13 protein-coding genes are annotated in these 14,135 nt (G+C 36.4%); 9 read left to right on the top strand and 4 right to left on the bottom strand.

Annotated elements, in window-relative coordinates; genetic code table 11:
- The first annotated feature begins 11 nt into the window (after positions 1–11).
- From OTK01_RS12415 to OTK01_RS12385, 7 genes are all read left to right on the top strand, one after another.
- Positions 12–1,517, top strand: coding sequence for a GH39 family glycosyl hydrolase (locus tag OTK01_RS12415; RefSeq protein ID WP_029227842.1), 1,506 nt, complete (start codon positions 12–14; stop codon positions 1,515–1,517).
- 29 nt (positions 1,518–1,546) lie between these two features.
- Complete coding sequence (locus OTK01_RS12410) at positions 1,547–2,560, top strand: endo-1,4-beta-xylanase (protein ID WP_029227841.1); 1,014 nt, start codon at positions 1,547–1,549, stop codon at positions 2,558–2,560.
- A gap of 49 nt (positions 2,561–2,609) precedes the next feature.
- Complete coding sequence (locus tag OTK01_RS12405) at positions 2,610–3,410, top strand: alpha/beta hydrolase (protein ID WP_029227840.1); 801 nt, start codon at positions 2,610–2,612, stop codon at positions 3,408–3,410.
- 209 nt (positions 3,411–3,619) lie between these two features.
- Positions 3,620–5,287, top strand: coding sequence for an ABC transporter substrate-binding protein (locus OTK01_RS12400; RefSeq protein ID WP_156844441.1), 1,668 nt, complete (start codon positions 3,620–3,622; stop codon positions 5,285–5,287).
- Positions 5,288–5,420: 133 nt separating this feature from the next.
- Positions 5,421–6,869, top strand: coding sequence for a GH39 family glycosyl hydrolase (locus tag OTK01_RS12395; protein ID WP_029227838.1), 1,449 nt, complete (start codon positions 5,421–5,423; stop codon positions 6,867–6,869).
- A 194-nt stretch (positions 6,870–7,063) separates the two neighbouring features.
- The gene (locus OTK01_RS12390; RefSeq protein ID WP_029227837.1) at positions 7,064–8,413 is read left to right on the top strand and encodes an endo-1,4-beta-xylanase; all 1,350 of its coding nucleotides are present in this window, start codon (positions 7,064–7,066) and stop codon (positions 8,411–8,413) included.
- 251 nt (positions 8,414–8,664) lie between these two features.
- Entirely contained in the window at positions 8,665–10,413 is a 1,749-nt protein-coding gene (locus OTK01_RS12385) for a M23 family metallopeptidase (protein WP_029227836.1), read from the top strand.
- A gap of 67 nt (positions 10,414–10,480) precedes the next feature.
- Here OTK01_RS12385 and queC read toward each other — a convergent pair whose 3' ends face one another.
- From queC to OTK01_RS12370, 3 genes are read right to left on the bottom strand one after another with little or no spacing between them, the layout of a single operon-like run.
- Positions 10,481–11,146 carry a 7-cyano-7-deazaguanine synthase QueC gene (queC, locus tag OTK01_RS12380; RefSeq protein WP_029227835.1) on the bottom strand — a complete coding sequence of 222 codons (666 nt, stop codon included), beginning with the start codon at positions 11,144–11,146 and terminating at the stop codon, positions 10,481–10,483.
- A 13-nt stretch (positions 11,147–11,159) separates the two neighbouring features.
- Complete coding sequence (locus OTK01_RS12375; RefSeq protein ID WP_029227834.1) at positions 11,160–11,537, bottom strand: RidA family protein; 378 nt, start codon at positions 11,535–11,537, stop codon at positions 11,160–11,162.
- A 25-nt stretch (positions 11,538–11,562) separates the two neighbouring features.
- Positions 11,563–11,964: a zinc-ribbon domain-containing protein gene (locus OTK01_RS12370; protein ID WP_029227833.1), complete on the bottom strand. Its 402-nt coding sequence runs from the start codon at positions 11,962–11,964 to the stop codon at positions 11,563–11,565.
- 136 nt (positions 11,965–12,100) lie between these two features.
- Here OTK01_RS12370 and OTK01_RS12365 point away from each other — a divergent pair, with 136 nt between their 5' ends.
- Complete coding sequence (locus OTK01_RS12365; RefSeq protein WP_013431589.1) at positions 12,101–12,295, top strand: MoaD/ThiS family protein; 195 nt, start codon at positions 12,101–12,103, stop codon at positions 12,293–12,295.
- Between the two features lie 25 nt (positions 12,296–12,320).
- A complete protein-coding gene (locus OTK01_RS12360; RefSeq protein WP_014043197.1) occupies positions 12,321–13,232 on the top strand; it encodes a TIGR00269 family protein in 912 nt (303 codons plus the stop codon).
- 63 nt (positions 13,233–13,295) lie between these two features.
- Here OTK01_RS12360 and queE read toward each other — a convergent pair whose 3' ends face one another.
- A complete protein-coding gene (gene queE, locus OTK01_RS12355; protein WP_029671898.1) occupies positions 13,296–13,940 on the bottom strand; it encodes a putative 7-carboxy-7-deazaguanine synthase QueE in 645 nt (214 codons plus the stop codon).
- Positions 13,941–14,135: the final 195 nt, after the last annotated feature.

Here is a 14,135-nt window from a genome sequence, read left to right as displayed (position 1 = left end):
GGGAAAGTTTAATGACGCATATAAAGATTGAGAGAGGCAAGCAAATAGGCATATTTTCTGATAACTGGAAGTTTTGTGTTGGTAGTGGTCGCATAGGTCTTGCGCTTCAAAAAGAGTATATGGATGCACTTTCTTTTGTTAAAAGACATATAGATTTTAAGTATATAAGAGCTCACGGACTGCTGCATGACGATGTAGGAATTTATCGTGAAGATAAGGTTGGTGATACTGAACAGCCTTTTTACAATTTCACATACATTGACAGAATATATGACTCATTTTTGGAACTTGGAATACGACCGTTTGTAGAGATTGGGTTCATGCCGTCGAGACTTGCTTCGGGCACACAGACAGTATTTTACTGGAGGGGGAATGTCACCCCTCCCAAGGACTATGGTAAGTGGGAAAAGTTAATCAAAAGTGTTGTAAAGCATTTTATAGACAGATATGGCGAAAAAGAGGTTATTCAGTGGCCATTTGAAATCTGGAACGAGCCTAACTTGAATGTATTTTGGAAAGATGCAAACCAGGCAGAATACTTCAAATTATATGAAGTTACAGCAAAAGCCATCAAAGAGGTCAATGAGAATATAAAAGTGGGTGGACCGGCAATCTGTGGTGGTTCAGATTATTGGATAGACGATTTTTTAAACTTTTGCTACAAAAATAATGTGCCGGTAGATTTCATTACACGCCATGCATATACAGGGAAACCACCTTATCATACACCGCATTTTGTTTATCAGGATGTTCATCCAATTGAATATATGCTCAACGAGTTTAAAATGCTGAGAGAAAAGGTGAAAAATTCACCATATCCAGATTTACCAATACACATTACAGAATATAACAGTTCATACCATCCGCTGTGTCCTATACATGATACACCTTTTAATGCAGCTTATCTTGCAAGAGTGCTCAGTGAAGGAGGGGATTATGTAGATTCATTCTCTTACTGGACGTTCAGTGATGTGTTTGAAGAGGCCGATGTGCCAAGATCGCTCTTTCACGGCGGATTTGGTCTTGTAGCATTTAACAATATTCCAAAACCGGTATTTCATATGTTTACATTTTTCAATGCAATGGGCAAAAATATCCTCTACAGAGACGAACATATTTTGGTAACACAAAGAGAAGATGGTTCAATTGCAATTGTTGCATGGAACGAGGTTATGAAAAAGGATGATGAGTATGAAAGAAAATACAAACTTGAAATTCCTATTGACTTTGATGACGTTTTTGTCAAGCGAAAATTGATTGACGAAGAACACGGGAATCCATGGAGAACATGGATTGACATGGGCAGACCAAGATTCCCATCAAAAGAGCAGATACAAACTCTAAAGGAAGTGGCAAAACCTGATGTTAGCACGTGCAGAATGAGAGCACAAAACGGCTATGTCACACTTGAGTTTAAGCTGAGCAGAAATGCTGTGGTGTTGTTTGAACTGAGCAAGGTAAATGACGAGACAGGGACATATATAGGGCTTGATGACAGTAAAATACCGGGTTATTAAAGAAGTCAAAAAGAAAGGGGGTTAAAATTATGACCGAATGTCAAAATGGTGCTGTTCCATCACTGGCAGAGAAATATAAAGATTACTTTAAAATTGGTGCTGCTGTGACAGTAAATGACTTAAAAGGGATACATGGTGAGATTCTTATTAAACATTTTAACAGTTTGACTCCTGAAAATGACATGAAGTTTGAAAGAATACATCCAGAGGAAGGACGTTACAATTTTGAAGCAGTTGATAGAATAAAAGAGTTTGCGATTAAAAACAATATGCAGATGAGGGGACATACATTTGTTTGGCACAATCAAACACCTGAATGGGTTTTCCGCGACAGAGACGGCAAAGATGCATCGAGAGAACTTGTTATTGAAAGATTGAGAGATCATATCAAGACAGTATGTGAGCGATATCGAGATATAGTATATGCCTGGGATGTTGTGAATGAAGCTGTTGAAGATAAGACAGAAAAATTGCTCAGAGATTCAAACTGGAGAAGGATTATAGGTGATGACTATATTAAGATTGCCTTTGAAATAGCAAAAGAATATGTCGGCGATGGTAAACTGTTTTATAACGATTACAATAACGAAATGCCTTACAAACTGGAAAAGTCATATAAGCTATTAAAAGACCTACTTGATAAGGACACTCCAATAGATGGTGTTGGTATTCAGGCTCATTGGAATATATGGGATAAAAATCTTATTGATAATTTGAAAAAAGCAATTGAGACATATGCTTCTTTGGGCCTTGAGATACAGATAACCGAGCTTGATATATCTGTTTTTGAGTTTGAAGATAGAAGAACTGATGTTTTAGAGCCTACTCAAGAGATGATAGAATTGCAGGCAAAGGTTTATGAAGATGTATTTAATGTGTTTAGAGAATACAAAGATGTTATAACATCAGTTACTTTGTGGGGAATCAGTGACAGACATACATGGAAAGATAATTTTCCGGTAATAGGACGCAAGGACTGGCCACTGCTGTTTGATATAAATGGAAATCCCAAAAAGGCCTTTTACAGAATAGTTAACTTTTAGACAGATCATTCCTTATTTTAGTAAGCGATAAAAGAGGTGGTAATTTTAAATGGCCATAATGGAAATCAATTTTTATTCAAAGATGCTAAAGAGAAGCACTACAATTTTGGCCATTTTACCTGTGGACAGACCAGACAGAAATTTCATAAAAGATACTGATAGTGAGACTCTAAAAACACTTTATCTTTTGCACGGTTATGCTGGGAATCATATGGATTGGTTATATGGTGCTCAGATTGTTGAGTTGTCTATGCGATACAATGTTGCAATATTTTTGCCGTCGGGCGAGAACAGTTTTTATTTAGACGATGAAGAAAAGGAAGAATACCATGGAGAATTTGTTGGAAGAGAACTTATCGAATTTACAAGAAATGTATTTCCCATACCTCAAAAGAGAGAAAAGACATTTATTGGTGGGTTATCGATGGGTGGATATGGGGCTCTCAGAAACGGACTTAAGTACAATGAGAACTTTGGAGGGATAATTGCTTTATCTTCAGCATTGATAATTCACAAAATTGCGGGAATTTCTCCAGATTACAAAAATGCTTATGCAAGTTACAAATACTATAGACGGGTATTTGGAGATTTAGATTCGTTAATTGGAAGTGATAAGGATATAAATGCCCTGGCTAAGAAGCTGAAAGAAACAGGCGCATATATACCGAAGATATACATGGCATGTGGGAAGGATGATTTTCTAATTCAAGAAAATAGAGAGTTGTATAATTTTTTGAAAGGAGAAGGGTTAGATGTCACATATGAAGAAGATGAAGGCAGTCACGATTGGCAATTTTGGAATAAGCATATTTTTAAAGCTTTTGACTGGATTAGCAAACTCTCTATTTAAAATATTTATATATTTGTCTACTATACTAACATTAAAAAATTAGGGGGTGGGACTATAATACAAAGTAATTTTTAAATAACGAGGGGGGTGGATTTAAGAGACGACATAGTAATAAATTTTTATTATTCAAATGTCAATTTTAAATTGAAATTTTTATAATTTATTAAACTATTAATACAAAATCAAAAATCAAAAAGGAGGTTTATTGTATGTCAATCATAAAACGTTTACTTTCAATAACACTGATAGCAACATTTTTAATTGCTACAATTTTAAGTATGAACTTAATAAATTCCAAGGATGTAAAGGCTCAAAGTTCAAATAGTACTATAAAGGTTTTTACTTTTTACAATGGAAACACAAACGATGAGCCACACCCGAATTTGTTTGATACACCAATTGGAAAAGAAATTACAAAGCTCACAGGTGTAAAGCTCAAAATTGAATATGCTACAGGTCAAGATGAAGCAACTAAAATTGGATTAATACTTGCGTCAGGCGATTTACCAGATCTAATTTATGGCGGTAATGAACATGGGAAATTAATTGAAGCCAAAGTACTTGTTCCAATAGAGAATTACATTCAAAAATACGGTAAGTATTGTAAGCAGATCTACTCTGATAAAGATTTAAAGAGAATGAAGCAGCAAGATGGTCACATTTACTTTTTGACTCCTCACAGAAATGAAATTTCACCAGATACAAAGCCTGATGGTTTTTGGCTTCCTATTGATTTACTTGAAAAAGCTAAATGGCCAAAAGTAAGATATTGGGAAGATTATTTAAATCTCATTAGAGATTATGTTAAGAAGAACCCCAAAATTGAGGGTTATCCGACTATTGGATTTACATTCATAACTGAAAGTTGGAGATTCTTTACATTAGAAAATCCACCGTCATATCTTATGGGTTATCAAAATGATGGTGATGTTATAGTTGATCCAAAGACATATGAAGCGAAGGTATATTCAACATCTGAAGCAGCAAAGAGATATTATAGAGATTTAAATAAATTGTGGCAGGAAGGATTAATTGACAAAGAAGTATTTGTTCAGAATTATGATACTTATCTTTCAAAGATTGCACAGGGCAGAGTTGTTGGATTTTACGACCAATATTGGCAATTTGGATATGATGCTGAGGCATCCTTGAAAAATGCTAAAAAATACAATAGAATGCATATTTCATTCCCAGTAGTTTACAAAGGAGTTCAAAGGGCAAAATATGTAATGAGATCACCTATAGGTTCACGTGATGGAATAAGTATTACAAAAAAATGCAAAGATCCTGTTGGAGCATTTAAGTTCTTAGATGCTTTGTGCTCATTGGAAGCTCAAAAACTTATGTATTGGGGTATTAAAGGTGTTGATTACAGCGTTGATAAGAATGGGAAAATGTATTTAACTGATCAACAGAAAAAGAACAGAGAAGATTCCCAATATAGAAAGAAGAGAGGACTTGGTTATTGGTGGACATTCCCACATGCATATTTAAAATTACAGGATGGGAATTATAGAGAACCAGGTTTTGATCCTGAGTATGTATATAAGAACTTTACACCAGCAGAGAAGAAAGTTCTTGATGCTTATAAAGCAAAAACGTTTATGCAACCTCCATTTACTGATCCTCCATTAGAAACACCATATGGTTTTGCTTGGGAAATCAGTATTCCTGCGGAAAGAACAGATGTTACAATTGCTCAACAGAAAATGAGTGAGGTAAGGAGAAAATATTTACCAAGACTTGTTATGGCGAAACCAGGTGAATATGATAAAATATGGAATGAATTTGTAAAAGAATTTGAAAAAACAAACTATAAGGTTTACGAGAAATTTAAGACAGAAATAATCAGGTGGAAAGTTAAAAATTGGAACTAATATTCAGCAAGAAATAGAGAGAGGAGGAAAATATTTGCCTCCTCTCCTTTCCTTTTTTAGCGTTTAAAATATGAGTGCAAAAATAATAAAGATTCTAGCTTTCTTTTTTAATAAGAAAGGAGTGCAGCATATTATGAAAATAACCATTTATCCCGATAATAAACTCCACAAAATAAACAAATTTTGGACAAAATGTGTGGGTAGCTGTCACGCTGCTACTGCATTGAGAGAAGACTGGAGAAATCAACTTAAAAAATGCAGACAAGAGCTTGGTTTTGAATACGTCAGATTTCACGGCTGGCTCAACGATGATATGAGTGTATGTTTCAGGAATGATGAAGGCAAGTTGTGGTTTTCATTTTTCAATATTGATTCCATAATTGACTTTTTATTGGATATTGGGATGAAGCCTTTCATTGAGCTGAGTTTTATGCCTGAGGCGTTAGCGTCCGGGACAAAGACAGTTTTTCACTATAAAGGCAATATAACTCCACCAAAGTCATATGAGGAATGGGGAGAGCTTATTGAAGAGTTAGCAAGGCATCTTGTTAAGAGATACGGCAAAAATGAAGTGAGGGAATGGTTTTTTGAAGTATGGAATGAACCAAATTTAAAAGACTTCTTTTGGGCAGGGACAATGGAAGAATATTTTGAGCTTTATAAATCTGCAGCATTTGCGATTAAGAAAGTGGATTCTGAACTAAAAGTTGGTGGTCCAGCTACTGCAATAGATGCATGGATACCTGAACTAAAAGATTTTTGTATAAAAAATGGTGTTCCAATAGATTTTATTTCAACTCACCAATATCCAACAGATTTGGCTTTTAGCACAAGTTCAAACATGGAAGAGGCTATGGCAAAAGCAAATCGAGGGGAATTGGCTGATAGGGTAAGGAAGGCTTTGAGTGAGGCTTCACCGTTGCCTCTGTACTATACTGAGTGGAATAACTCACCAAGTCCACGGGACCCATACCATGACATTCCCTATGATGCGGCATTTATTGTAAAGACTATAATAGACATTATTGATTTGCCTTTAGGGTGTTATTCTTACTGGACGTTCACAGACATATTTGAGGAATGCGGGCAGAGCTCCTTACCTTTTCATGGGGGATTTGGACTTTTGAATATTCATGGTATACCAAAGCCATCATACAGAGCATTTCAAATTTTAAATAAACTAAATGGAGATAGAATAGACACAGAGGTAGAAGATAAAAGTCCAACTGTAGATTATATAGCTGTTCAGAATGACAGAGAAATAATCCTTGTTATGTCGAATCATAATGTTCCATTATCTCCTATAAACAGTGTAAGTATAAATGTTACTATAAGAGGACTTAAAGGGTGCAAAGAAATATCTGTAGAGAGAATAGATGAGTATAATGCAAATCCAAAAAGAAAGTGGATTGAAATGGGCAGTCCTGAATATCTCAATAAAGAACAAATTGAAAAATTAATAGAAGCCTCAAAACCAAAGAAAGAAGAAGTTTCATGGTGGATTACGGATGACAACCAGCTTACATTTGAGTTAAACATTTTACCTCATTCAGTTCTGGGAGTTACAATTAAAACTGAGTGATATTAAAGCTAAAAAGATAGAACAGTCAGGTTTGTTTTTTAACCTTTTTAGACCCTCCTCATAGCAACGTATTTGTTTCATAAAAACATATTTTACTGCAACTATGAGGAGGAAGACTAGGCTTTTTTTGAAGTTTAATGAAGTGCTTGAAAGTGCTTATTATAAGTGTTTTTGGTAAATAAGGAGGGAAAATAATGAAAGTAAAAAAGAAATGGATGGGTATCCTATCATTTCTGGTGTTAGGTATAGGGATGATTTTCTTTCTCACTTCATGTTCAATTCAGTCTCCTGTAGATCAGAAGAACACTGTTGAGAGAATCCTTAGCAGGATAGAGGAACGTGAGGACAAAACAAATTCAGGGGGGCGGTCAAAAGTGATTGAAAAGGATGGAAACGTGCAGGATGAGTCAAAGAAAACTCAGAATAATTCTGGAACTAAAGTTATGAAAGATTATGCATTGAAGGATGTATATGCAGACTATTTTTTAGTTGGAGCAGCAATTAACGGTTATTCTGTTGAAACTGCTGCTATCAATCACCCTGGTATGGCTGCAATTTTGAAGAAACACTTTAACAGTACTACCCTCTCTAATTTGATGAAACCTCAATACCTTTTAGATTATGAAGCTACAAAAGCCAGTAAAGATGGAATGCCAGTGTGTAAATTTGATAGCTGCATACCTGCTTTACAATTTTGTAAGGAAAATTGTATAAAAATGAGAGGACATGTGTTAGTATGGCATAATCAGACTCCAGAATGGTTTTTCCACAAAGACTATGATGTATCGAAACCGCTTGTAGATGCTGCTACTATGGAACGCAGACTGGAAAGTTATATCAAACAGGTAATGGAGTTTTGTCAGAAAAATTATCCTGGTGTTGTCTATTGCTGGGATGTGGTTAACGAAGCCATAGAGGATGACGGAACTTGGCGAGAAAATAACAACAACTGGTATACCATCATGAAGGAAAGCTATGTAGAGAAAGCTTTTATCTATGCAAGAAAATATGCTGAAAAGGATGTAGCGCTGTTTTACAATGATTACAATGTTTTTCTTCCTGCAAAAAGAGAAGCCATTTATAATCTTGCCAAGAAACTCAAAGAAAAAGGATTAATTGACGGGTTAGGTCTTCAACCCACAGTTGGCTTGGATTTCCCTGAGTTAGATTCTGATGCTACAGATTCAAGTTTTAAAAAGACACTGGAAATGTATGCAAAATTGGGTTTACAGATTCATATTACTGAATTGAATTTTGAGATAAAAGGAGATGAAAGTAATCGCACACCTGAAAATCTTAAGAAACAGGCGGACAGATACTATGAAATGATGAAATTATTGTTAAAGGAAGACACAGATAATGGAGGTCCCTGCAACATAACTTGTGTTACTGTTTTTGGTATCTGTGACGATTATCCTTTGTACAATAATTTCAAACAGTGTTTATATCTCTGGGATAAAAACTGTAATCCCAAGCCTTGCTTTTATTCATTTTTACAGGCAGGTTTAGACTGGAAAGCGTCCCTGTCTGGAAAAAATAGATGATAAATATAAAACGAATCTCTGGATTTTCTTTTTTGTTTGAAAAGATTTTATATTTTTATAAAATGCTCTATAAAGCTATTTATAATAAAAAGATAATTGCCAAATATTACCTATTCAATTTTTGGTTTTGACATCTCAAACAATGTTAATTAAAATAGAAGTATAGTATTTTGCATATTCAACATAGTATAAATTATATAGAAGGGTAATTTAAATACCCTTTTATTTTTTGTTAGCTAGGGGGTGTTCTTGTGGCAAAGAACATTGCAAAATCTAAAACATCTGCCACAGCCACCGTTTTGGACCAAAAGAAAGCAAGGTTTGTTTCAAAAGATACAAGGGATAATGAATTCAAACAGAATTTAAAAGAGCCATCGATAAAACCTGAAAAACCTCTTGTGTTGGCAGATGCAAAAAAAGAAAAGAAAAAATTAAAAGATAAAAAAACAACTAAGAAGGAGAATAATAGTTATTTACATAGATTTTGGAAAGCTATATCTTCCAAGGCAAAATCGACGATAATTAAGAAAGCCCGCGTTTTCAAAAATAAACCACAAAGCTTTATTTTTTCTCACAAGCATTTCAGAAAAAATCCTCTAAAAAGTATATTAGAGGAGATATTAAGGATAGTTATTGGGCTGAGGTTTATTGGCAATATAAGAAATTCAAAGGAAGGTATGCTGAAGCTAAAGATATCTGCTACTTTGGCATTTATGATTTTTATGATTTTTGCCATACATAGAATTCCAACTACATACCAGAAAGCTTATGCAGTTTTACTCAATGGAAGCGTTGTAGGATATGTAAAGGACAAAACAGAGGCCCAAAAACTTTTCAGTAACTTGAAAGAAGAAATTTCAAGTAAGCTTAGAACAGACCAATTTGTTTTTCAAAACAAACCTCAGCTAAAGGAAATTCCGCCCGGCCAGTATAAAAGTACAAGTTTGGATGACCTTAAAAACACCATAATAGAAAAAGGTGTTGTGCTTGTAAAAAGGTATGCGCTTTTTGTGAACTCAAAAGCTTACATGGTATTTGAAAATCCTCAGATACCACAAAAAGTCTTGCTTAAACTAAAAAGCGTTTATTACAAAAATGAGGCAGCATCTGCAAGATTTTTAGAAAAGGTTGAGATAAAGCCTGTGTATGTAAAACCAAGCGTCTTTGTTGCAACTGAGGACCAGGCGCTTACTAAAATAATGTTTGGAAAAGATGAGGTAATAGAGTATACTATCAAAGAAGGAGATACACTGTGGGACTTAGCCAGAAAATACGATATCTCTGTGGATGATATATTTGCATCAAACCCGGGCTTGAGTGAAAAGATAATGCCAGGGCAGAAGATAAAACTTTCTAAGATGACACCGCTTATCAATGTTGTGCTTGAAAAAGAAGTTGAGTTTGAAGATATTCTGCCCAAGCAAGTAAAAGTTATAAAATCTGAAAACTATTATACAACACAGACTATTGTAAAGCAGGAAGGAAAAGATGGAAGGGCAAAGATAAAAGCTAAGATTGTGTACATGAACGGTCTTGAGTATGACAGAAAGATACTTTCCCAGCAGATTTTGCAAAGGCCAGTTGACAGGATTGTAGTTGTTGGAACAAAAAAACCTCCAAGATATTTTGCAACAGGAAGATTTTCGTATCCTGTATGGGGGCTACTTACATCGCGATTTGGCTACAGAGGAAGAGAATTTCATGAAGGGATAGACCTTGCTGTTCCGTGGGGTTCAAATGTATATGCAGCAGACGGTGGTGTTGTTGAGTTTGCTGGGTGGTCAGGTGGTTACGGCAAGCTTATTATTATCAACCATCAAAATGGTTATCAAACTTATTACGGGCATTTGAGCAGATTTTTGGTAAGTCCTGGGCAAAAGGTTGCAAAGGGGCAGCTTATTGCCAAAAGCGGTTCAACTGGTAGAAGTACAGGTCCTCATCTTCACTTTGAAGTGAGGAAGAACGGCGTGCCACAAAATCCGCTGAGGTATCTGCGGTGATAAGCACTCTCAAGACATACAAAAGGCTGGTTGCGCTCTGAAATAATGGCAAACCAGCCTTCTGTTTTTACCAATCAATCTCAATTTCATATTCAATGGGGTCTTTCATGCCAACCTTTTTGAAAGCTTCAATTCGCTCTGTGCAAGTTCCGCACCTGCCACAGGCTTTTTGACCACCCTTGTAGCATGACCATGTCAGGCTGTAGTCTACTCCAAGTTCAAGTCCTCTTCTAAGTATGTCTTCTTTTTTCATATCAACATATGGTGCTTCAAGCTCAAGACCTATATAGTCGGCAAGATATAGTGCATTTTTCATTGCTTCAACAAACTCTTTGCGACAGTCAGGGTATATGGGATGGTCACCTGCGTGCGCGCCATAAAACAGCTTTTTTGCGCCAAGCGATATAGCATATGCTGCAGAAATAGAAAGCAAAACCATGTTCCTGTTTGGAACAACCGTCTGTTTCATGGTGCTATCGGTGTAATATCCTTCTGGCACGTTCCAGTCAGGCGTTGTGAGTGCAGATGGTGCAAGCTCTGCAAAAAATGAGATATCCACAATCTTGTGAGGGACAGAAAGAAGCTTACAAGTTTTTTTTGCAAACTCAAGCTCTTTTGAGTGTTTTTGCCCGTACAAAAAGCTTATTGCAAAGACTTCATAGCCTTGACTTTTAACGTCATAAAGAAGTGTTGTTGAGTCCACACCGCCAGATAAAACCACAACTGCTCTCATTTTTTCAAGCTTTTCACTCCTTTGCTGCTATAACGTCAACTTCAACCAACGCACCTGGCAGAAGCTTTGCCTCAACCGTGGTTCTTGCAGGGTAATTCTGCGTAAAGATTGTGGAGTAAACTTCGTTAAACTTTGCAAAATCCTCAAGTGAGGACAAATATACATTTACTTTTACAACATCTTCAAAAGAAAATCCAGCTTCTTTCAAAATAGCTTCAATGTTCTTGAAGACAAGCTGTGTTTGAGCTTTTATATCGTCACCTTCTATTTTCCCAGACATTGGGTTTATGGCAAGCTGGCCTGAGACAAAAAGAAAATTTCCAACCTGCACAGCATGCGAATACGGACCAACTGGTTTTGGAGCATCATTTGAAACAATACATTTTTTCATTTTAAAATCACTCTCCTTGAAAAATTTATTCAAGCTTGCTGCCGCAATACGGACAGTACAAAAAGGTTTTAGAAACCCTTCGCTGACAGTTCGGGCAAAAATCTGACCGTCCATCTTCATATCCAAAGTCCTGCTCAAATCTTCTGAAAAGCTCAACATCTGCCAGGGTTATTGGTATATTCTCTCCTCTTTCCAAGTCGCGGGCAAGCTGGGCATTTGTTATAAGATAAACCCGATTGCAGCAGCTTGTTTGCAAAAAGTATCGCACATTCCATCTGAAAATGGGTATAAAAAAGAAATGAAAGTAGCTGTACACTTTAAACAACGTATGTGTGCCTCTTTTGGTGCAAAAAGGGCACATGCTGACTTCTATTTGCCGTATAGCCTTTGCTTTTTCTTCAATCCCGAATATTCCTATGAAAAACATTTTAAAGCTTTCAGCTCCATCAAAAAGAGTCTCATTATATTTTATCATTTCAGATTTAATTTTTAAACATTTGTGATATAATTGTTTTTGCAAAACCTAAAAGGTTTTAAGTCTTTGAAAGGAGGCAGAAGCGTCAGTGAAGGTGATATTTGTAGGCAAAAACAAAGAGATTGAAGTCAAGGGGCCAAAGAGTGCTTTAAGCCTTGCAAAAGAGCTTGGGATAAGCTTAGAGGCAAATGTTTTTATTAAAAATGGTGAGATAGTTGCGCCAGACGATGTCCTTAGCGATAACGACACCATTGAGATAATTTCTGCTGTCTCTGGCGGCTAAATAGCGAAAGGGGATGGAAAGTAAGTTGAAGTGTGTAAGATGCAAGAAAAAGGGTGTCATTCATCTCAAAAGACACAACGCAGCTTTCTGCCATGAATGTTTCTTGTATTACTACAAAAATCAGGTCAAGAAAAACATAAAAAGACACAGGATGTTTGACAAAAAGGACAAGGTTTTGGTGGTAATCTCCGGCGGGAAAGACAGCATGGCGCTGTGGCACATATTGGCAAGCGAAGGGTACAATGTCACAGGGATGTATATAAACCTTGGAATTGGCCAGTATTCTGACAAATCACAGCAGGTTGTGGAAAGCTTTGCGCAAAAAAACGGTCTTGAGCTTATTGTAAAGGATATTAAAAAAGAATACGGGCTTGACATATACAAACTTTCAAAGCTTTTAAAAAGAAGCACATGTTCTGTTTGCGGGTCTATAAAAAGATATCTATTTAACAAGGTAGCATATGACGGTGGGTTTTCTGCAGTTGCAACAGGGCACAACTTGGACGATGAGGCAGCAACACTCTTGGGCAACGTTCTTTCATGGGAAGAAGGGTATCTGGCAAGACAGTCACCTGTGCTGGAGTCCACCCATCCAAAGCTTGTAAAAAAAGTAAAGCCGCTTTATACTCTCACAGAGCGTGAAAACCTGTTTTATGTTCTTATAAACAAGATAGAATTTTTGCACGATGAATGTCCGCATGCTGTTGGTGCACGGTCAATCCTGTACAAAGAGGTTTTAAACAGGCTTGAAGAGGAAAGCCCGGGGACAAAACAGCGCTTTATAACAAGCTTTCTTGAAAAGGGAAGAAGGCATTTTCAGGATGCTCAAGAGAAGCTTGAACTGAGAGAGTGTAGCATCTGCGGCCAGGTCACAACAACAGAGGTGTGTTCGTTTTGCAGATTTGTAAAGCTGTCAAACCAAAATACAGAAAACTAAAAGGGTTGCCAAAACCGATGAATTCCAAAGCGGATAAAAACTTCTTGGCAACCCTTTGATTTTTCACACCCCTCTTGCATCTGGTGACCAGATTATCTTGTGAAGCTGAAGCTGAAGCCTTGCGTCAAAAAGCTCATTTTCAAGCAAAAACTTTACAATCTCCCTTGGTTCTATTTTGCCAAAAACTGGACTGAAAAAGATGTTGCACCTTGGTTTGAATGTCTTTATTATTCTTTCTGCACTTTTTAAATCTTCATATGTGCCAACGACAAACTTGAGCACATCTTTTTGACCAAGAAAGTTGATGTTGTCGACAATCATCCTGTCTTCCATACCGCTTGATGGGCACTTGTAGTCCATGGTGATTATGGCATCTCTCGGTACATGCTTTATGCTGACGGACCCATTTGTTTCAATGTTGACCTCAAATCCTTCGTAAATGAGCCTGTCAATCAATATGTAGATGTACGGTTGAATAAGAGGCTCTCCACCTGTGAGAGTAACTCTTTTGATGCCGGTTGAAGCTATAAAGCTCAAAAGAGTATCAATATCAATTTGCTCATATTTTGGATTTTCAGTTGCATACTTTGTGTCGCACCAAGAACAGCTAAGGTTGCATCCTGCAAACCGCACAAACACAGCAGGATATCCGCTTCTGATACCTTCCCCTTCGATGCTTACAAATTTCTCTACTACATTAAATTTAATAGGATTTTCGCTTTTAGCGTTTTGGACCAACAATTGATATCTTCACCCTCTTGCGAAAAATCAAATATATCTTAATTTTATAAAAAACCTTAGGACGTGCGTCAACCTTTTCGCCCTACCATATATTTACTTTGTTTCTATTTTTAATTACATTCCGCTTTTCAATAGATTTTCAACTTTTAATCACTGTTTAAA

The sequence above is a fragment of the Caldicellulosiruptor acetigenus genome (assembly GCF_026914305.1).
Lineage (GTDB): Bacteria > Bacillota > Thermoanaerobacteria > Caldicellulosiruptorales > Caldicellulosiruptoraceae > Caldicellulosiruptor > Caldicellulosiruptor acetigenus.
The sequence above is the reverse complement of the archived record's forward strand: the minus strand, read 5'-3'. Positions and strand labels throughout refer to the sequence as shown.